16 protein-coding genes and 1 pseudogene are annotated in these 17,745 nt (G+C 71.7%); 10 read left to right on the top strand and 7 right to left on the bottom strand.

Going from position 1 to position 17,745, the window contains the following annotated elements; all coding sequences use genetic code 11:
* Window positions 1–30 precede the first annotated feature (30 nt).
* Window positions 31–687: a 4a-hydroxytetrahydrobiopterin dehydratase gene (locus FB454_RS09240; protein WP_145822811.1), complete on the bottom strand. Its 657-nt coding sequence runs from the start codon at window positions 685–687 to the stop codon at window positions 31–33.
* An 89-nt stretch (window positions 688–776) separates the two neighbouring features.
* Here FB454_RS09240 and FB454_RS09235 point away from each other — a divergent pair, with 89 nt between their 5' ends.
* The 7 genes and pseudogenes from FB454_RS09235 to rny all read left to right on the top strand — a co-directional run bounded on the left by FB454_RS09235 (window position 777) and on the right by rny (window position 8,831).
* On the top strand, window positions 777–1,919 hold the full coding sequence (locus FB454_RS09235) for an acyl-CoA dehydrogenase family protein (protein WP_013284726.1): 1,143 nt from the start codon (window positions 777–779) through the stop codon (window positions 1,917–1,919).
* 69 nt (window positions 1,920–1,988) lie between these two features.
* Window positions 1,989–3,301, top strand: a pseudogene (locus FB454_RS09230) (MFS transporter).
* The gene (locus tag FB454_RS09225) at window positions 3,292–3,492 is read left to right on the top strand and encodes a DUF3046 domain-containing protein (RefSeq protein ID WP_013284728.1); all 201 of its coding nucleotides are present in this window, start codon (window positions 3,292–3,294) and stop codon (window positions 3,490–3,492) included. The pseudogene FB454_RS09230 and the gene FB454_RS09225 overlap by 10 nt, the downstream one beginning before the upstream one ends.
* A 185-nt stretch (window positions 3,493–3,677) precedes the next feature.
* Entirely contained in the window at window positions 3,678–4,727 is a 1,050-nt protein-coding gene (gene recA, locus FB454_RS09220) for a recombinase RecA (protein WP_013284729.1), read from the top strand.
* 11 nt (window positions 4,728–4,738) lie between these two features.
* A complete protein-coding gene (locus FB454_RS09215) occupies window positions 4,739–5,431 on the top strand; it encodes a regulatory protein RecX (RefSeq protein ID WP_145754725.1) in 693 nt (230 codons plus the stop codon).
* A 50-nt stretch (window positions 5,432–5,481) separates the two neighbouring features.
* On the top strand, window positions 5,482–6,186 hold the full coding sequence (locus FB454_RS09210) for a 3-keto-5-aminohexanoate cleavage protein (RefSeq protein ID WP_145754723.1): 705 nt from the start codon (window positions 5,482–5,484) through the stop codon (window positions 6,184–6,186).
* 878 nt (window positions 6,187–7,064) lie between these two features.
* Entirely contained in the window at window positions 7,065–8,831 is a 1,767-nt protein-coding gene (gene rny, locus FB454_RS09205) for a ribonuclease Y (RefSeq protein WP_013284733.1), read from the top strand.
* Between the two features lie 73 nt (window positions 8,832–8,904).
* On the opposite strand, the gene FB454_RS09200 is transcribed toward rny, so the two are convergent.
* The 4 genes from FB454_RS09200 to FB454_RS09185 form a co-directional block, all read right to left on the bottom strand.
* Window positions 8,905–9,780: an amino acid ABC transporter permease gene (locus FB454_RS09200; RefSeq protein WP_071098841.1), complete on the bottom strand. Its 876-nt coding sequence runs from the start codon at window positions 9,778–9,780 to the stop codon at window positions 8,905–8,907.
* On the bottom strand, window positions 9,777–10,433 hold the full coding sequence (locus tag FB454_RS09195) for an amino acid ABC transporter permease (RefSeq protein ID WP_013284735.1): 657 nt from the start codon (window positions 10,431–10,433) through the stop codon (window positions 9,777–9,779). Before FB454_RS09195 ends, FB454_RS09200 begins: the two co-directional genes overlap by 4 nt.
* A gap of 78 nt (window positions 10,434–10,511) precedes the next feature.
* Entirely contained in the window at window positions 10,512–11,447 is a 936-nt protein-coding gene (locus FB454_RS09190) for a glutamate ABC transporter substrate-binding protein (RefSeq protein WP_145754720.1), read from the bottom strand.
* A 50-nt stretch (window positions 11,448–11,497) separates the two neighbouring features.
* Complete coding sequence (locus FB454_RS09185; RefSeq protein ID WP_030269781.1) at window positions 11,498–12,253, bottom strand: amino acid ABC transporter ATP-binding protein; 756 nt, start codon at window positions 12,251–12,253, stop codon at window positions 11,498–11,500.
* A gap of 199 nt (window positions 12,254–12,452) precedes the next feature.
* On the opposite strand from FB454_RS09185, the gene selD reads away from it, so the two are divergent.
* Window positions 12,453–13,442, top strand: coding sequence for a selenide, water dikinase SelD (gene selD, locus FB454_RS09180; protein WP_013474478.1), 990 nt, complete (start codon window positions 12,453–12,455; stop codon window positions 13,440–13,442).
* A gap of 214 nt (window positions 13,443–13,656) precedes the next feature.
* Entirely contained in the window at window positions 13,657–14,136 is a 480-nt protein-coding gene (locus FB454_RS09175; RefSeq protein WP_013284739.1) for a hypothetical protein, read from the top strand.
* A gap of 78 nt (window positions 14,137–14,214) precedes the next feature.
* Here FB454_RS09175 and FB454_RS09170 read toward each other — a convergent pair whose 3' ends face one another.
* On the bottom strand, window positions 14,215–14,442 hold the full coding sequence (locus FB454_RS09170) for a DUF2277 family protein (protein ID WP_145754717.1): 228 nt from the start codon (window positions 14,440–14,442) through the stop codon (window positions 14,215–14,217).
* Between the two features lie 52 nt (window positions 14,443–14,494).
* On the opposite strand from FB454_RS09170, the gene miaB reads away from it, so the two are divergent.
* Window positions 14,495–15,994 (top strand): tRNA (N6-isopentenyl adenosine(37)-C2)-methylthiotransferase MiaB, encoded by a 1,500-nt coding sequence (gene miaB, locus FB454_RS09165; RefSeq protein ID WP_145754714.1) that lies wholly within the window; start codon window positions 14,495–14,497, stop codon window positions 15,992–15,994.
* Window positions 15,995–16,085: 91 nt separating this feature from the next.
* On the opposite strand, the gene FB454_RS09160 is transcribed toward miaB, so the two are convergent.
* A complete protein-coding gene (locus tag FB454_RS09160; protein WP_120571051.1) occupies window positions 16,086–17,708 on the bottom strand; it encodes a cellulase family glycosylhydrolase in 1,623 nt (540 codons plus the stop codon).
* Window positions 17,709–17,745: the final 37 nt, after the last annotated feature.

The raw sequence follows: 17,745 nt of genomic DNA, 5'->3' as shown, positions 1-17,745 counted from the left end.
CCGGGCCGCGCCCGCCGCTGCCCCGGTTTCTCAGGAGCGCTGCTGCCAGGTGCAGAGGCAGACCCGGTTGCCGTCCGGGTCGGCGAGCACCCAGAAGCTCGGTGCCTCCGCGTCGCTGACGAGCGTCCCGCCGGCCGCCAGCGCCGCCGCTATACGCGCGTCCACCTCGGCCGGGTCGACCCACACGTCCGGGTGCCACCGCTGCCGCGGCTCGTCCCGGCCGGAGCGCTGGAACCAGACGGTCGGCAGCACGCCGTCCGGGTCGCGTACCTCGTCGTCGTCCGGTCCGCGGCCGTCCGGCGACTGCCAGGTCAGGACCGCCCGCCAGAACGGCAGCACCGCGGCGTGCTCGGGGGTGTCCAGCGCGAGTTCCAGGCGGGCCAGCCCGGCCGGCGACAGGGTCAGCCCGGCGTCCGTGGCCAGCGCCGCGATCGTCCGGGCCAGCCGCAGGTCACGCTGCGTCACCCCACCCGCGTCGTGCGACCAGAGCCGCACGTCCACGTGGGTGTAGCGCAGGTCCAGATCCGGATGATGATCGACCCGCTCGGCCTCCGCGCCGACCGCGGCCACCAGCGCCAGTCCGGCCGCGAAATCGGGGGTACGGATGCGCGTCTGCAACGCCCCCAGCAGGTACGTCCACCCGTCCAGCCCGGCCTCGGCCACCTGTTTCCCCGTGAGTGTGCTCATCCGGTCATCCTGGTCCACCGCGCGGCGGCGGGCCACCCCGTCCGGTTCGCCCCTGTCCGGCGCGGGTGAGCGGTGCCAGACTGGCCGGCATGGAGCAGCATCTCTACGAGCCCGTCCACGACGAGTTCCGTGACCTGTGCCGCCGGTTCCTCACCCGGGAGGCGGTGCCGCACCACGAGCGCTGGGAGGCCGACGGGATCGTCGACCGGGAGGTCTGGCGTGCCGCCGGCGCGGCGGGGCTGCTCGGCCCGGACGTCGACCCCGAGTACGGCGGCGGCGGGCAGCGCGACTTCCGGTTCAACGCGGTGCTCGACGAGGAGATCGTCGCCGCCGGGTGCACCGGTCTGGGGTTCGGGCTGCACAACGACGTGGTCGCGCCGTACCTGACCGAGCTGACCACCGGCGACCAGCGCAAGCGGTGGTTGCCGGGCTTCTGCTCCGGCGACCTGGTCACCGCCATCGCGATGAGCGAGCCGGGCGCGGGCAGCGACCTGGCCGGCATCCGCACCAGCGCGGTCCGCGACGGCGACAGCCTGGTCCTCAACGGGCAGAAGACGTTCATCACCAACGGTGAGATGGCCGACCTCGTGGTCGTGGTGGCCAAGACCGCGCCGGACCAGGGCGCGCACGGGGTGAGCCTGGTCGTGGTGGAGAGCGGCACGCCGGGCTTCAGCCGGGGCCGCCGCCTGGCGAAGGTGGGCCTGAAGGCCAACGACACCGCCGAGCTGTTCTTCGACGACTGCCGGGTGCCGGCGGAGAACCTGATCGGCACCGAGAACCACGGCTTCTACCACCTGATGGCCAACCTGCCCCGGGAACGGCTGAGCATCGCCGTCGCAGCCGTGGCGGCCTGCGAGAAGCTGCTCGCGCTCACGATCGAGTACGCCCGCTCCCGGGAGGCGTTCGGCCGGCCGATCGGCCGGTTCCAGCACAACCGGTTCCTGCTGGCCGAGCTGGACACCGAGGTCACCATCGCGCGGACGTTCGTCAACCACTGCGTCACCGAGTTCAACGCGGGCCGCCTCTCGGTGACCGACGCGGCGAAGGCCAAGTGGTGGACGACCGAGTTGCAGACCAAGGTCGCCGACAGGTGCGTGCAGCTGCACGGCGGCTACGGCTTCATGGCGGAGTACCCGGTGGCGAAGGCGTGGCTGGACAGCCGGGTGCAGACCATCTACGGCGGCACCACCGAGATCATGAAGGAGATCATCGGCCGGGGCCTCGGCCTGTAGCGAAACCGGGTGCCGGCCGGGCGGGCCGGTGCGGGAGGATGGGGCACCCGTCCCCACCAGGAGCGCCGCATGTCCACCGACCTGACCGCGCCGGCCCCGCCCCGGCCCGACGTCGCCGGCATCCAGCGGCGTACCGTCCGGCTGCTCTTCCTCACCCAGATCATCGGCGGCATCGGCGTCACCATCGGCATCTCGGTCGGCGCGCTGCTCGCCGCCCGGGTCGCCGGCACTGCCCTGGCCGGGCTGGCGCAGAGCGCCGGTGTGGTCGGCGCCGCGCTGCTCGCCATCCCGGTCACCCGGCTCATGACCGCGCGGGGTCGGCGGCCAGGGCTGGTCCTCGCGTACGCGGTCGGCGCGGTCGGCGGCGTGCTGGTGGTGGTCGCCACCGTGACGCGCCTGGTACCGCTGCTCTTCGTCGGCATGCTGCTGTTCGGCGGCGGCACGGCGGCCAACCTCCAGGCCCGCTACACGGCGGTGGACCTGGCCGAGCCACAACGCCGGGGACGGCAGCTCTCGCTGGTGGTGTGGGCCACCACCATCGGCGCGGTGGCCGCGCCGAACTTCGCCGCGCTCGCCGACGACACCACCCGGGGCTGGGGCCTGCCGGCGCTGGCCGGCCCGTTCGCCTTCAGCGCCGTCGCGTTCACGCTCACCGCCGTCGTACTCCTGGTCCTGCTCCGGCCGGACCCGCTGCTCACCGCGCGCCGGCTGGCGGCGGCCGAGCCGGCACCCGGCGCCGCGCCGGCTGTCACCCGCCGCGGTGGCATGGTCGCCGCATGGCGCACGGTACGCGGGCGGCCGGCCGCACGCCTCGGCATCGCCGCGGTGGCGGTGGGGCACCTGGTGATGGTCGCTGTCATGTCGATGACGCCGGTGCACCTCGGCGAGTGGCACTCCGACGAGGACGTGCTGCCCGTGGTCGGCCTGGTGCTGAGCCTGCACATCGCCGGCATGTACGCGCTGTCGCCGGTGGTGGGGTGGCTCACGGACCGGGTCGGCCGCCGGCCGGTGATCCTCGGCGGGGTGGCGCTGTTGCTGGCCGCGTGCGCGGTCTCCGGCACCGCCGGGCACCACACGGCGCTGCTGTCGGTGGGGCTGACGCTGCTCGGGCTGGGCTGGTCGGGCACGATGGTGGCGGGCTCGACGCTGCTGTCGGAGTCGGTGCCCACCGCCGACCGGCCCGGCGTTCAGGGCCTGTCCGACCTGCTCATGGGGCTGGCCGGGGCGGGCGCGGCAGCGGCGAGCGGGTTCGTCATGCGGGCCGTGGGGTACCCGACGCTCACCCTGCTGGCGGCGATCGCTGTGGTGCCGCTGGTGGCGCTGGCGCTGCGCCGTACCGGCACGCAACCACTCGACGAGGAGGACTGAACACGTGCGGCTGACCGACTTCTGGACGCGGCTGGAGGAGGCGTTCGGGCCCGGGTACGCGACCAGCATCGCCAGGGACCAGGTGCTGTCCCAGCTCGGCGGGCGGACCATCGAGCAGGCGCTCGCGGCCGGTGAGCAAACGCACGTGGTGTGGCGCGCCGTGGTCGCCGCGTATCCCGACCGGGTGCCCGCCCGACTACGCTGAGCAGCCTTTTCGTCGATCCCGCGTGTCGCTTGCCCAGTCGTACACCTGTTCGGCTATTGTCCACAGCGGGGTGCTCGTCCACAGCTCACGGCCCGTCGGCTGGTTTTCTGTCGGACCCAGCGCCTAGCGTGTCCCGCGTGACGCGAAGCTCAGGAAAGACGCCGGCGAAGGCAGGGGTGGCAACGATGGCAGCAGGGCCTGACCGGGAGAAGGCGCTCGACCTTGCTCTCGCTCAGATCGACAAGCAGTTCGGCAAGGGTTCGGTGATGCGGCTGGGGGAGCGGCCCGTCGTGCAGACGGCTGTCATCCCGACCGGCTCCATCGCGCTCGACGTGGCGCTCGGCGTGGGCGGTCTGCCCCGCGGCCGGGTGGTCGAGATCTACGGTCCGGAGTCCAGCGGTAAGACCACCGTCGCGCTGCACGCGGTGGCCAACGCCCAGCGCGCCGGCGGCATCGCCGCGTTCATCGACGCGGAGCACGCGCTCGACCCGGAGTACGCGCGAGCCCTCGGCGTCGACACCGACGCCCTGCTGGTCTCCCAGCCGGACACCGGCGAGCAGGCGCTGGAGATCGCGGACATGCTGGTCCGCTCCGGCGCGATCGACATCATCGTGATCGACTCGGTGGCGGCCCTGGTGCCGCGCGCCGAGATCGAGGGCGAGATGGGCGACAGCCACGTCGGTCTCCAGGCCCGGCTGATGAGCCAGGCGCTGCGGAAGATCACCGGCGTGCTCAACAACACCGGCACCACCGCGATCTTCATCAACCAGCTCCGCGAGAAGATCGGCGTGATGTTCGGCAGCCCGGAGACCACCACCGGTGGGCGGGCGTTGAAGTTCTACGCCTCGGTCCGGCTCGACGTGCGCCGCATCGAGAGCCTCAAGGACGGCACCGACGTGGTCGGTAACCGCACCCGGGTCAAGGTCGTGAAGAACAAGGTCGCCGCGCCGTTCAAGCAGGCCGAGTTCGACATCATGTACGGCAAGGGCATCTCCCGCGAGGGCTCGCTGATCGACGTCGGCGTGGAGCAGGCGATCATCCGCAAGTCCGGCGCCTGGTACACCTACGACGGCGACCAGCTCGGCCAGGGCAAGGAGAAGGCCCGCGAGTTCCTCCGCGAGAACCCGGACGTGGCGGCCGAGATCGAGAAGAAGATCCTGGAGAAGCTCGGCGTCGGCACCGGTGGTGCGGGCGACGCCGCCGGTGGCCCGGAACTGCCGCCGGTCGACTTCTGATCCGCTGACCCGTGGCAGGACGACGCGCCCGTACGGGCCGGGGCTGGGATGCCGGTCCACCCCGTACGGGCGACGCCACAGGTACGCCCCGGCCTCGCCGGGGGCGCCGTGATCGCGCGGCGGAGCCCGATGCAGGGGAGGCTCCGGCTCCGCCGCGCGACGAGGCCGAGCTGGCCCGGGAGATCTGCCTGCGGCAGCTCGCGGTCCGCCCGCGGACCCGGGCCGAGCTGGCCGGTGCGCTGGCCCGGCGCGGCATCTCCGAGGAGGTCGCCGAGCAGGTCCTCGACCGGTACGACGAGGTCGGCATCGTCGACGACGCCGCCTTCGCGCGTGCCTGGGTGAGCAGCCGGCACAACGGCCGCGGGCTGGCCCGCCGGGCACTCGCCAACGAGCTGCGCCAGCGCGGCGTCGACGTCGAGGTGGCCGGCGCGGCACTGGACGGGCTGGACGAGGAGACCGAGGCGGAGACCGCCCGCGCCCTGGTGGACCGCAAGCTGCGCAGCGCCAGAGGCGAGCCGGACGCAGTGTTCCGGCGTCTGGTCGGCATGCTGGCGCGCAAGGGCTACCCGGCCGGGGTGGCGATCCGGGCGGTGAAGGACGCGCTCGCCGCGCAGAGCGCCGAGGCGGCCGAGTTCGCCGAGCACATCGACGCCGACGCGATGGCCGACGCCGAGCACGACCTCGACTCCCGCCGGCTCGACTGACCGACCGGCCGCCGGTGTCGCGGCCGCCGTCCCGAGGGAGGCGCACACCCGTGCTGAAGGCGTGTCTCAACGGCACCCGACGGCTGGACGAGCACCCCGCCGTGCCGCTCACCCCGGCCGAACTGGCCGCCGACGCGGTGCGCTGCGCGACCGCCGGGGTGGCGGCGGTGCATGTGCACCCGCGCGACGACAGCGGCACCGAGTCGCTCGATCCGGCAGTGATCGCGGCGGCGGTCACCGCCATCCGCGACGCCCGTCCCGGCCTGCCGGTCGGCGTGAGCACCGGCGCCTGGATCGTCCCCGACCCGGCCGAGCGGGCCGCCGCCGTCCGCGCCTGGACGGTGCTGCCCGACTTCGCCTCGGTCAACGCCCACGAACCCGGAGCGGCCGAGGTCGCCGCCGCCCTGCACGAGCGCGGCGTGATGGTCGAGGCCGGTCTGTGGACGCCGGCGGCGGTCGACGCCTGGCGCCGCTGGTCTACGCCCACCGGGCGGGTCCTCGTCGAGTGCATGGCCGAGCAGGTCGAGACGGCACTCGCCGACGCCGCGGCGATCCTCGCCGCGCTGCCCGGCGGGCACCCGCCGGTTCTGCTGCACGGGGAAGGCCCGGCCACCTGGCCGGTGTACGCGGAGGCGGTCCGGCGTGGCCTGCACACCCGGATCGGCCTGGAGGACACGCTGCTGCTGCCCGACGGCACCCCCGCCCCCGACAACGCCACCCTGGTGACCGCAGCCCTCACCTCCGCCGCACGCTGACCCACCCGGCGCAGGCTCGGCGCAGCCCTCGCGCGACCCTCACCCGGCCAGGTTGATCATGAACTTGGCGGCACTTCCCGTCCGCTTTGTCCAGGCCAACCTCATGATCGCGCGCGCCCGGCCGGACCGGCCGGCCCTGCCACCCCCGGCGGCGCGGCCGCGCGGCCGGACGGTGATCAAGGAGGTTGTGTCGTCTGGGCGGTCGCGGGTGGACGTCAAGTCCTCGATCACGGGGGTGGGACGGTGACGGTGGAGCTGATCATGGGGGTGCGAGAGGGGCCTGAGCAGGTCGGAGTGGCCGAGTCGCGGCGCTACCGGGCGGGGTTTGTCCTGGCCTGTCCGGCATCTGATCACCACTGAGTGACGTCGTAACTTCTCTCCGTCCGGGTGGTTTGATCATGACTCCTTGACCGAACGGCCCCTCGCGACCTAGCCTCGCCATACAGGCTCACTTTGCCCGACCAGCGCAGGCTAAGCGCACAACATAGATCTCGTAACAGAACAGCATCACTTTGGCCAGCTACACCGGCCCTTGACGGAAGCTCCGGAACCTTTCGGAGCCTCCGACAACTGCAACCGGCCGCCAGCGGTGCCCCATGAGGGACACCGCCGACGGAAAGCTGCCCACAGCCAGCCGCTCCGGTCGGGCGTCCAGAGCCGCAGGCGCGTGTCCTTCGCGCGTGTCCTGCGGCGCCGACGTTTCAGGGGGAGGCGGCCATGGCAGGGCGGCACAGGTTCACCGGCGGTCTGCCACACGGCCCCGACCCCGCATCGGCGGGCGACAGCCCGGCCACCGAGCCCCGACGGGCCGGCGACGCCGGCCGGGTCGCCGGAGTGCGGCGGGCGAGTGTGCCCGCGTACCGGTGCGGAGCGGCTCGATGAGCGCCTTCGACGTCGTCCTCCTCCTGGTCGTGCTGCTGCTGGTCGTGGTGGTGGTCGGCGCCGTGCTGTTCGGCGTGCGTACCCTCAAGCGGCTCAGCCTGGCGCCCGCGCCGGAGGACCCGGCCTTCATCGCGGAGAAGGACCGGCAGGAACAGTCCCTCGCGGCGTTGCGGACGGCCGCCGACGAGGTGAACAGCACCATCGACGTGGCGAAGTCCGCGGCCGCGGCGGCGCGTGCCGAGGCGGCTGCCGCCAAGGCGGAGGCGAAGGCGGCCCGGGCCGAGGCGCGGCGGGTGCTCGACGACGCCCGCGCCGAGGCGGACACGGTGCTGGAGCGGGCGCACAAGCAGGCCGAGGCGGACGCCGAGCAGTTACGCGCCACCGCCCGGCGCAGCGGCGAGCGGGAGGTGGCGGTGCTGGCCGCCACCACCCGGGAGCAGGCGGCCGAGGTGGAACGCCGGGCCGCCCGGATGGACGAGCGGGAGCGGCTGCACACCGAGGAGGTGGAGCGGCTGGCCGAACGGGAGCGGCAGCTCACCGCCGCCACCGCGGCGCTCGCCGCCCGGGAGGCCGCCCTGGCCGAGCGCGAGCGGACGCTGACCGAGGTGGAGGAGCAGCGCCGCCGGGAGCTGGAGCGGGTGGCCGGCCTGACCGCCGACGCGGCCCGCGCCGAGCTGGTCGAGTCGATCGAGGGGCAGGCGAAGCGGGAGGCCGCGCTGCTGGTCCGGGAGATCGAGGCGGACGCCCGGGGCAGCGCCGAGCAGCGCGCCCGCAACATCGTGGTGGACGCCATCCAGCGGGTCGCCAGCGAGCAGACCGCGGAGAGCGTGGTCAGCGTGCTGCACCTGCCCGGCGACGAGATGAAGGGGCGCATCATCGGCCGGGAGGGGCGCAACATCCGCGCCTTCGAGTCGGTCACCGGCGTCAACCTGATCATCGACGACACGCCCGAGGCGGTGCTGCTGTCGTGCTTCGACCCGGTACGCCGGGAGGTCGGCCGGGTCACGCTGGAGAAGCTGGTCCTGGACGGCCGGATCCACCCGCACCGGATCGAGGAGGTCTACGACGTGGCCCGGCAGGAGGTGGAGGAGCTGTGCCTCCGGGCCGCCGAGGACGCGCTGGTCGAGGTCGGCATCACCGAGATCCACCCGGAGCTGGTCACGCTGCTGGGCCGGTTGCGCTACCGCACGTCGTACGGGCAGAACGTGCTCAAGCACCTGGTGGAGACCGCGCACATCGCCGGCGTGATGGCCGCGGAGCTGCGGCTGGACGTGCCGACGATCAAGCGGTGCGCGTTCCTGCACGACATCGGCAAGGCGCTCACCCACGAGGTGGAGGGCAGCCACGCGATCATCGGCGCGGACGTGGCCCGCAAGTACGGCGAGAGCGAGGACGTGGTGCACGCCATCGAGGCGCACCACAACGAGGTGCCGCCGCAGACCATCGAGGCGGTGCTGACCCAGGCGTCGGACGCCTGCTCGGGCGGGCGGCCGGGCGCGCGGCGGGAGAGCCTGGAGGCGTACGTCAAGCGGCTGGAGCGGATCGAGGAGATCGCGGCCGGCAAGCTGGGCGTGGAGAAGGTCTTCGCCATGCAGGCGGGCCGGGAGATCCGGGTGATGGTCAAGCCGGACGACGTGGACGACATCGGCGCGGCGGTGCTGGCCCGGGACGTGGCCAAGCAGATCGAGGAGGAGCTGACCTACCCGGGTCAGATCCGGGTGACGGTGGTACGCGAGTCCCGGGTCACCGAGATCGCCCGCTAGACCGGCAAGACCGAGAACGGGCGGGTGGGGGAGAACCCACCCGCCCGTTCCGTGTCCGTCGGACGACGTCAGCTCACAGCGACGTGGCGCCGGTGCCACCGTCGGTCTGCGTGGCCGCCACCGGCTTGGCCGCGGTGCGCGGCAGCCGGGTCAGCCGCTTCTGCAGCCACCAGGCCAGCACCGACAGCAGGCCGCAGATGCTGATGTAGATGGCCGCGACGATCAGGTACGTCGGCACGTACGGCAGGCCGAACGCCAGCCGGCCGCCGATCTGCTTGCCCACGAAGAGCAACTCCGGGTACGTGATGATGAAGCCGAGCGCGGTGTCCTTGAGCAGGACGACGAGTTGGCTCACGATCGCCGGGAGCATCGACCGGAACGCCTGCGGCAGCAGGATCAGCCGCAGCACCTGGTTCTTGCGCATGCCGATCGCGTACGCGCCCTCGGACTGCCCGTACGGCACGGCGTTGATGCCGGCGCGGAAGATCTCCGCCAGCACCGAGCCGTTGTAGAGCGTCAACCCGATGACCAGCGCCCAGAACTTGTCGATCGGCCAGCCGTACTGGAGCGGCACGTAGTAGCCGAAGAAGATCAGGATCAGCAGCGGGATGGCCCGGAACAGCTCCACCACGAACGTGGCGGGAGCGCGGAACAACACCTTGTCGCTGAGCCGGGCACTGGCGAAGAACGCGCCGAACAGCAGCGCCAGCACGGTGGCGACGGCGGCGACCTTCAGCGTGGCCCAGAGGCCGTTCAGCAGCTCCCGCTGCACGGCCGCGTACTGGAACTGCTCCCACTTGCGGGCCTCGAACTGGCCGGTCTGGTTGAACTTGTAGACCACGAACGCGATCAGCGCGACGATCGCCGCGATCGAGACGATGCCGAGGATCCGGTTGCGCCTGCGGGCCTTCGGGCCGGGGATGTCGTAGAGGACGCTGCTGCTGCTCACCGGGCCACCGCCCACTTGCGCTCGAGGATCCGCTGGAGCACCACCAGCGGGATGATCAGGATCAGGAAGCCGATCACGATCCAGGTGAGCACGATGAACTGCGGCTCACCCCGTTCCGACATGTACGCCGGGATGGCGCCCGCTTCCAGCACGGAGAAGCCGGCGGCGATCGTGGTGTTCTTCAGCATGGCGATGAGCACGCTCATCATGGGCGGGACCATGGCCCGCAGCGCCTGTGGCAGCACGATCAGCGTCAGCACCTGGGCGAACGTCATGCCCAGCGCGCGGGCCGCCTCGGCCTGGCCGGTGGCGACCGTGTTCACGCCGGAGCGGACCACCTCGCAGATGAACGCCGAGGTGTAGGCGATCAGCGCGATGCAGGCGCTGTTGAAGTAGTCGATGTTGACGTCCAGCTTCGGCACCGCGAAGACGAGGAACGCGAACACCAGCGTCAGGGGAGTGTTGCGGACCAGGTTGACGTAGGTGGCGCCGAACGCCCGCAACGCGGGGACCGGTGACACCCGCATCGCGCCGAGCAGCATGCCGAGGACGAGACTGCCGACGCCGGCGATCAGGAACAGCTTGACGGTGTTGTAGAACCCCTCGCGGAACAGGCTCGCGTTGTCCGTCAGGACGCGGAAGAACTCGCCCATACCTCGCTCTCACTCTCTCCAGACGGGACCGGGCGGGGAGGAGGACCTCCCCGCCCGGTCCGACGTCGGTGCGGACCGTCAGTACCGCTCGAGCTGCGGCGGGGTGGCCGGCGAGCCGGACTTGCCGAGCGTGCCGTCGTAGATCTTCTTCCAGGTGCCGTCGGTGAACGCCGCCTCGATCTGGTCGTTCACGTAGTCACGCAGCGCCTTGTCGTCCTTGGGCAGGCCGATGCCGTACTTCTCGGTGCTGAACGGCTGGCCGACGACCTTGAGCTCGTCCGGGTTCTGCGCGGCGTAGCCCTTGAGGATGGCGTCGTCGGTGGTGACCGCGTCGACCTTCTTGTCGAGCAGCTGCGAGACGCACTCGGAGTAGGTCTTGAACTCGACGATGTTCTCGCCCTCGGTCAGGCCCTCGTCGCGGATCTTCTGGATCGGCGTGGAGCCGGTGGCCGAGCAGATCTTCTTGCCCTTGAGCGTGTCCTTGCCGGTGATCGACGACTCGTCCTTGCGGACCAGCAGGTCCTGGCCGGCGACGAAGTACGGCCCGGCGAAGGAGACGTCGTTCTTGCGCTTGTCGGTGATCGAGTAGGTGCCGACGTAGTAGTCGATCTCGCCGCCCTTGATCGCGGTCTCCCGGTTGGCGGACGCGATCTCCTTGTACTCGATCTTCGCCGGGTCGACGCCGAGCGTGCTGGCGACGTACTGGGCGATCTCGATGTCGAAGCCGCAGCGCTTGCCCTGGGCGTCCTTGTAGCCGAGGTTCGGCTGGTCGAACTTGACGCCGATGACGACCTTGCCGGCCGACTTGATCTTCTCGAAGGCCGGGCTGCCGGCGACGTTGGCGTCCGTCTTGGGGGTGAAGGTGACGCCCGAGCTGCTGCAGTTGTCGCCCTGCGCACCACCGCTGGCGTTGCCGCCGCCGCTGGGAGCGGGGTTCCCCTCCTTGCCGCAGGCGGCCGCGGACAGGGCGAGCGAGGCCATCATGGCCACCGCCGCCACGCGCTTGTAACGCATACTCATCTCCTTCTTCGACGGAGTCGACGGGACGACTCCACTACGGACGCTCAGTGGGTGAGGATCTTGGAGAGGAAGTCCTTGGCCCGCTCGCTGCGCGGGTTCGCGAAGAACTCGGCCGGCGGCGCGTCCTCGACCAGCTTGCCGTCGGCCATGAAGATGACCCGGTTGGCCGCGTGCCGGGCGAAGCCCATCTCGTGGGTCACCACGACCATGGTCATGCCCTCGCTCGCCAGCGACGTCATCACGTCCAGCACCTCGCCGACCATCTCCGGGTCCAGCGCGCTCGTCGGCTCGTCGAACAGCATCGCCTTGGGCTGCATGGCCAGCGCGCGGGCGATCGCCGCCCGTTGCTGCTGACCGCCGGAGAGCTGCGCCGGGTACTTGTCCGCCTGGTTGGCGATGCCGACGCGGTCCAGCAGGGCCAGGCCCCGCTCACGGGCCGCGGCCGGCTTCTCCTTGCGGACCTTGACCGGCCCCAGCGTGACGTTCTCCAGGATGGTCTTGTGCGCGAAGAGGTTGAACGACTGGAACACCATGCCGACCTCGCTGCGCAGCTTGGCCAGGGGCTTGCCCTCGGCCGGCAGCGCCTGCCCGTCGAACGTGATGGTGCCGTTGTCGATCGGCTCCAGCCGGTTGATGGTGCGGCAGAGCGTCGACTTGCCGGAGCCGGACGGGCCGATGACCACGACCACCTCGCCCCGGCCGACGGACAGGGACACGTCGTCGAGCACGTGCAGCGGCCCGAACCACTTGTTCACCCCGTCGAGCACGATCAGCGGGTCGCCCGTCGTCACGTCGTCCACCGTCCCTGTCGTCCATGGCGGAATTCGGGGGTCGGTCGACCCCCGGTTGGGCAACTGTAGGCGGGGTGATGTGGCAGATCGCAACTCAGATGGTCACGGAGCGGTAACACCGGTCACCGGCGTACCGGCCCGTCCGAATTTCGTCACCCGCCGGTGGGGCCGGGTGGCGCCGCCGGGGCAGGCCGGAGATCATAAGGCGGTGACCGACGCGATCCGGCTGACCGACTACGCACGTGGTGGCGGTTGCGCCTGCAAGATCCCACCCGGCGAGCTGGAGGCGATGGTCGCCGGTCTCGGCGCCACCGGCGGCTCGGCCGACCTGCTGGTCGGCCTGGAGAACGGCGACGACGCCGCGGTGGTCCGGCTGGACGAGCGTACGGGCCTGGTCAGCACCGCCGACTTCTTCACCCCGGTGGTCGACGACGCCTACGACTGGGGGCGGATCGCCGCCGCCAACGCGCTCTCCGACGTGTACGCGATGGGCGGCACCCCGCTCGTCGCGCTCAACCTGCTCTGCTGGCCGCGCGGCGTGCTGCCGCCGGAGATGGCCCGCGAGGTGCTGCGCGGCGGTCTGGACGTGGCCCGGGAGGCGAACTGCCACCTGGCCGGCGGGCACAGCGTGGACGACGACGGCCCGAAGTACGGCCTGGCGGTCACCGGCGTGGTCCGGCCGGAGGAGCTGATCACGCTCGACGCCGGGCGGGCCGGGCTGCCGCTGTCGCTGACCAAGCCGCTCGGCGTGGGCGTGCTCAACACCCGGCACAAGCAGACCGGGCAGCGCTTCCCGGAGGCGGTCGAGTCGATGGCCCGGCTCAACCGGGACGCCGCCCGCGCGGCGATCGCCGCGGGCATCCGCTGCGGCACCGACGTGACCGGCTTCGGCCTGCTCGGGCACGCCTCGAAGCTGGCCCGCGCGAGCCGCCTGACGGTGGCGATCGACGCGGCGGCGGTGCCGTATCTGACGGGCGCGCGGGAGGCGCTGCGCGACGGGTACGTCAGCGGCGGCACCCGGCGCAACCTGGAATGGGTCACCCCGTGGACCGACTTCGGCGGCGCGGACGAGGGGGAGCAGCTGCTGCTGGCCGACGCGCAGACCTCCGGTGGCCTGCTGGTCGCCGGTGAGGTGCCGGGCGGCACTGTGATCGGCGAGTTGCTGCCCGCGTCGGAGCACCTGATCCGGGTGCGCTGAGCCGCCGGATCCACGGCGCGGCTGGGCCGTCGCCGCGGCACCGTACCCGATAAACTGTCATCTTCCAGCTACTCCGGGCAACGTCGCCCGAGGGAATTTTGCCCGGAATGGTCACAGACCGGTAACTTGCGCCCGGCTGAGGTCAAATGCACCCCACCATCGACATTAAGGCCCGATCCGGAGGCCGGTGGAACGAGCGCAGCGAGGAGGCGGCATGACCGAGCTGTGGAACTGGAGAATCGACGGCGGCGAGCCGGTGGAGGTCTACCCGGCACTGGCCGAGGCGCTCGGCCGGGTGGTGATGCCCATGGCCGTCGCCGACCCGATGCGGCTCCCCGCGTACGCGGTGGTCTGCGACGTGTGGGAGGCGCCCGGGCTGTACGGCACCGTGGTCGACTGTTACGGGGTGCCCGAGAGCCTGTCCGAGCTGCCCGCGATCGCGGCGCTGGCCCGGCTGCTGGGCCGCAACTGCCTGATGCGCGACGACACGCTCGACGCCGGCCGGCACCTGCTGGTCGCGCCGGACGGCACCATCCGGCCGGTGCACTTCGACGTGGCCGACACCGACGACGGCGAGGTGCTCAGCCACCACCGGCTCTGCACCGTCGCCGACGCGCGCTGCCGGGGCTGGTCGCAGTGCCACCGCTCCCGCTGGGCCCCCGACACGGTCGCCCCGGCGCTCGCCGCCGCTTGATCGCGGACGCCGGCCGGCACCCGTGACAGGTGCTCGCCGCCGTGTCCCCTCCGGCGGCGAGCGGTGGCGGCCCCGGGCTCAGCCCCGGGCCGCCGGCTGCTGCCCCCGCACCACGAGCTGGTCGAGCAGCGTCGCCGTGACGGCGGCCACGGCGTCCACCGCGGCGTCGAACGCGGCCGCGTTGTGCGCCGCAGGGGTACGGAATCCGGAGATCTTCCGGACGTACTGCAACGCGGCGGCGCGGATGTCCTCCTCGGTCACCACCGGGACGTACGGCTCACGCAGGGTCTTGATGCTCCGGCACACGACTCCTCCTCGTTCGATCCGATCGGCTCCACCCGGATACGCTGTCCGGGTCATGACTACCGCAGCCGCGGGCAGCCCGCGCACCTATCAGGTGCGTACGTACGGCTGCCAGATGAACGTGCACGACTCCGAGCGCATCTCCGGCCTCCTCGAGGACGCCGGGTACGTGCGCGCCGCGGAGGCCGACGAGCAGCCCGACGTGGTGGTGTTCAACACCTGCGCGGTCCGGGAGAACGCCGACAACCGGCTCTACGGCAACCTGGGTCATCTGCGCCCCGTGAAGGCGAAGCACCCCGGGATGCAGATCGCCGTCGGCGGCTGCCTGGCCCAGAAGGACCGCGGCGACATCGTCCGCAAGGCGCCCTGGGTAGACGTCGTCTTCGGCACGCACAACATCGGCTCGCTGCCGGCGCTGCTGGACCGGGCGCGGCACAACGCCGCGGCCGAGGTCGAGATCCTGGAGTCGCTGGAGGTCTTCCCCTCCACGCTGCCGACCCGGCGCGAGTCGACGTACGCCGGGTGGGTCTCGATCTCCGTCGGCTGCAACAACACGTGCACGTTCTGCATCGTGCCCTCCCTGCGCGGCAAGGAGAAGGACCGCCGCCCCGGCGACATCCTCTCCGAGGTCCGCGCGCTGGCCGACTCCGGTGTGCTGGAGGTGACGCTGCTCGGGCAGAACGTCAACTCGTACGGCGTCGAGTTCGGCGACCGGTACGCGTTCGGCAAGCTGCTGCGCGCCTGCGGCGACATCGACGGGCTGGAGCGGGTGCGGTTCACCAGCCCGCACCCGAAGGACTTCACCGACGACGTGATCGCCGCGATGGCCGAGACGCCTAACGTCTGCCACTCGCTGCACATGCCGTTGCAGTCCGGCTCGGACGACGTGCTGCGGGCGATGCGCCGCTCGTACCGGTCGGAGCGTTACCTGGGGATCATCGAGAAGGTCCGGGCGGCGATGCCGGACGCGGCGATCACCACCGACATCATCGTCGGCTTCCCCGGCGAGACCGAGGCCGACTTCGCCCGCACGCTCGACGTGGTGCGGGAGGCGCGGTTCTCCTCGGCGTTCACGTTCCAGTACTCCAAGCGCCCCGGCACCCCGGCCGCCACGATGGACGGGCAGCTGCCCAAGCGGGTCGTGCAGGAACGCTACGAGCGGCTGATCGCCTGCGTCGAGGAGATCACCTGGGCGGAGAACAAGAAGCTCGTCGGCGAGACGGTCGAGGTGCTCGTGGCCGTCGGCGAGGGCCGCAAGGACGAGCGCACCGGCCGGATGTCCGGCCGGGCCCGCGACGGCCGGCTGGTGCACTTCGCCACCGGTGACCTGGCCGGGCGGATCCGTCCCGGCGACATCGTGCACACCACTGTCACGTACGCCGCCCCGCACCACCTCAACGCCGACGGCGCGCCGCTGGCGCACCGGCGTACCCGGGCCGGGGACGCGGCCGAGGCGGGACAGGTTCCGCGTACCCCCGGGGTGCTGCTCGGCCTGCCGACGATCGGCGCCCCGGCCGCCCCACCCGCCCCGGTAGGCGGCTGCGCCGCCCCCTGACCGCATGTAAGGAAGGGCCCCCTTTTAACACTCGGTGTTAAAAGGGGGCCCTTCCTCTACCGGAGGCGTTAAGAAGGGGCCCTTCCTTACATCAGCAGGCGGTGCCGTTGAGCTTCACGCTGCCCGGCGTCGCGGCGGTGCCGTTGGCGGTGAAGCCGACGGTGACCGACGCGCCCGGCGCCAGCGACGACGCCCAGGCCGGCGCGGCCGCCGTCACCGTGGTGCCGGACTGCGTGACAGTGGCGTTCCAGCCGCTGGCGAGCGTCACCCCGGACGGCCAGGTCCAGGTGGCCGACCACGGGTTCACCGCGGCGGTGCCGGTGTTCTTGACGGTCAGCTCGCCCTGGAAGCCGCCCGCCCAGGAGTTGATCTGCTTGTAGGTGGCGGTGCAGCCACCGGTCACCGGAGGCGGCGGGGTGGTCGGCGCCGGCGACGTGTTCGGCGTGCCGGTGGGGGACGGGCTGGTGGTGCCGCCACCGCCGGTCGGCGGGATCAGGTACGGCGTCAGGATGTCCTGCTTCGGCTGGTTGATCGTGGTCCAGTCGTCGTTGGCGATGCCGCCGGTGTCACCCGAGTTCGGGTTCCACGACCAGTACGTGAACGACATGCCGTTCACGCCGGTGCCGGTGTACGCCATCAGGTTCTGCAGCCAGATCTTGTCCTTCGGGTCCTGGAGCGTGGTGCCGAACTCGCCCATCATGATCGGCGCGATGTTCTGCTTGTAGAGGTAGCCCCAGTACTTGTCCCAGATGGCCGGCATGTTCGCCGGGTACGACGGGTCGTCGAACCAGGCCTGCCGGTAGACCGACGTGGCGTACTCGTGCGGCGAGTAGACCAGCCGGTTCGCCACGTTCAGCCGGACCGGGAACTGCCCGGCCTTGGACAGGTTGCCGCCCCACCAGCCGCAGTCCTCGTCGTTGCTGGGGTCGTTGTCCCAGACGTTCGACAGGCCGCCGCTCGGGCAGCTCACCCCCTCCACGAAGATCAGCCAGTTCGGCTGCACGCCGAGGATCGCGTTGCCGGCCCGCTCGGCGGCCAGCCGCCAGTCCCGGGCGGTGTCGCCGCAGCCCCAGCAGGCGCCGGTGGCGGCCGGGTTGGTGCCCTCGGCGTGCGGCTCGTTGTGCAGGTCCGCGCCGATCACAGTGGTGTTGCCGGCGTACCGCTGGGCCAGCATCTTCCAGTCGTTGATCCAGGTCGCCTCGGAGACGGTCGAGGTGTACCAGAGCGGCGACTGCCCGGCCGACGTGGGCCGGTGCCGGTCCAGGATGACCCGCATCCCCTTGCTGCCCGCGTAGTCGATGACCTTGTCGAGGATCTGCAACGGCGACAGCCCGATCAGGTCCGGGTTGACGAAGTCGTTGATGCCGGTCGCGGTCGCGCCGGACTTGAGCGCGTCGTTCGAGTACGGGATGCGCAGCGTGTTGTAGCCCAGCCGGGCCATGGTGTCGAGCTGCGAGCGCCACGGGTTGCTCGACCACAGGCCGTGGAACGTCTTGTTGTCGGTCTCCATCCCGAACCAGTTGATGCCGGTCAGCCGGACGGTCGCGCCCGTACTGTCGACGATCTTGTTGCCGCTGGTGTGCAGGTAACCGGTACCGGTGCCACCGGCCGCCGCGGCGGCCGGTGCGGTGGAGACGGCGGCGGCGACGAGAACGCCGGCCGCTGCGGTGGCGAGCGCCGTCAGGGCGCCGCCGAGGGCGGTGCGTCGGTGCATGGAAGCTCCACTTCGGATGCCCGCGCCGCACGGGCGC

The sequence above is a fragment of the Micromonospora sp. CNZ297 genome, from assembly GCF_007827625.1.
Note: the sequence above shows the minus strand (reverse complement) of the source record. Positions and strands in the feature narration are given on the sequence as shown.

Excerpts from the sequence above, each read along its gene's own strand:
- FB454_RS09240 (WP_145822811.1), bottom strand. The coding sequence starts at position 687 with ATGAGCACACTCACGGGGAAACAGGTGGCCGAGGCCGGGCTGGACGGG.
- FB454_RS09235 (WP_013284726.1), top strand. The coding sequence starts at position 777 with ATGGAGCAGCATCTCTACGAGCCCGTCCACGACGAGTTCCGTGACCTG.
- recA (WP_013284729.1), top strand. The coding sequence starts at position 3,678 with ATGGCAGCAGGGCCTGACCGGGAGAAGGCGCTCGACCTTGCTCTCGCT.
- rny (WP_013284733.1), top strand. The coding sequence starts at position 7,065 with ATGAGCGCCTTCGACGTCGTCCTCCTCCTGGTCGTGCTGCTGCTGGTC.
- FB454_RS09195 (WP_013284735.1), bottom strand. The coding sequence starts at position 10,433 with ATGGGCGAGTTCTTCCGCGTCCTGACGGACAACGCGAGCCTGTTCCGC.
- FB454_RS09190 (WP_145754720.1), bottom strand. The coding sequence starts at position 11,447 with ATGCGTTACAAGCGCGTGGCGGCGGTGGCCATGATGGCCTCGCTCGCC.
- FB454_RS09175 (WP_013284739.1), top strand. The coding sequence starts at position 13,657 with ATGACCGAGCTGTGGAACTGGAGAATCGACGGCGGCGAGCCGGTGGAG.
- miaB (WP_145754714.1), top strand. The coding sequence starts at position 14,495 with ATGACTACCGCAGCCGCGGGCAGCCCGCGCACCTATCAGGTGCGTACG.
- FB454_RS09160 (WP_120571051.1), bottom strand. The coding sequence starts at position 17,708 with ATGCACCGACGCACCGCCCTCGGCGGCGCCCTGACGGCGCTCGCCACC.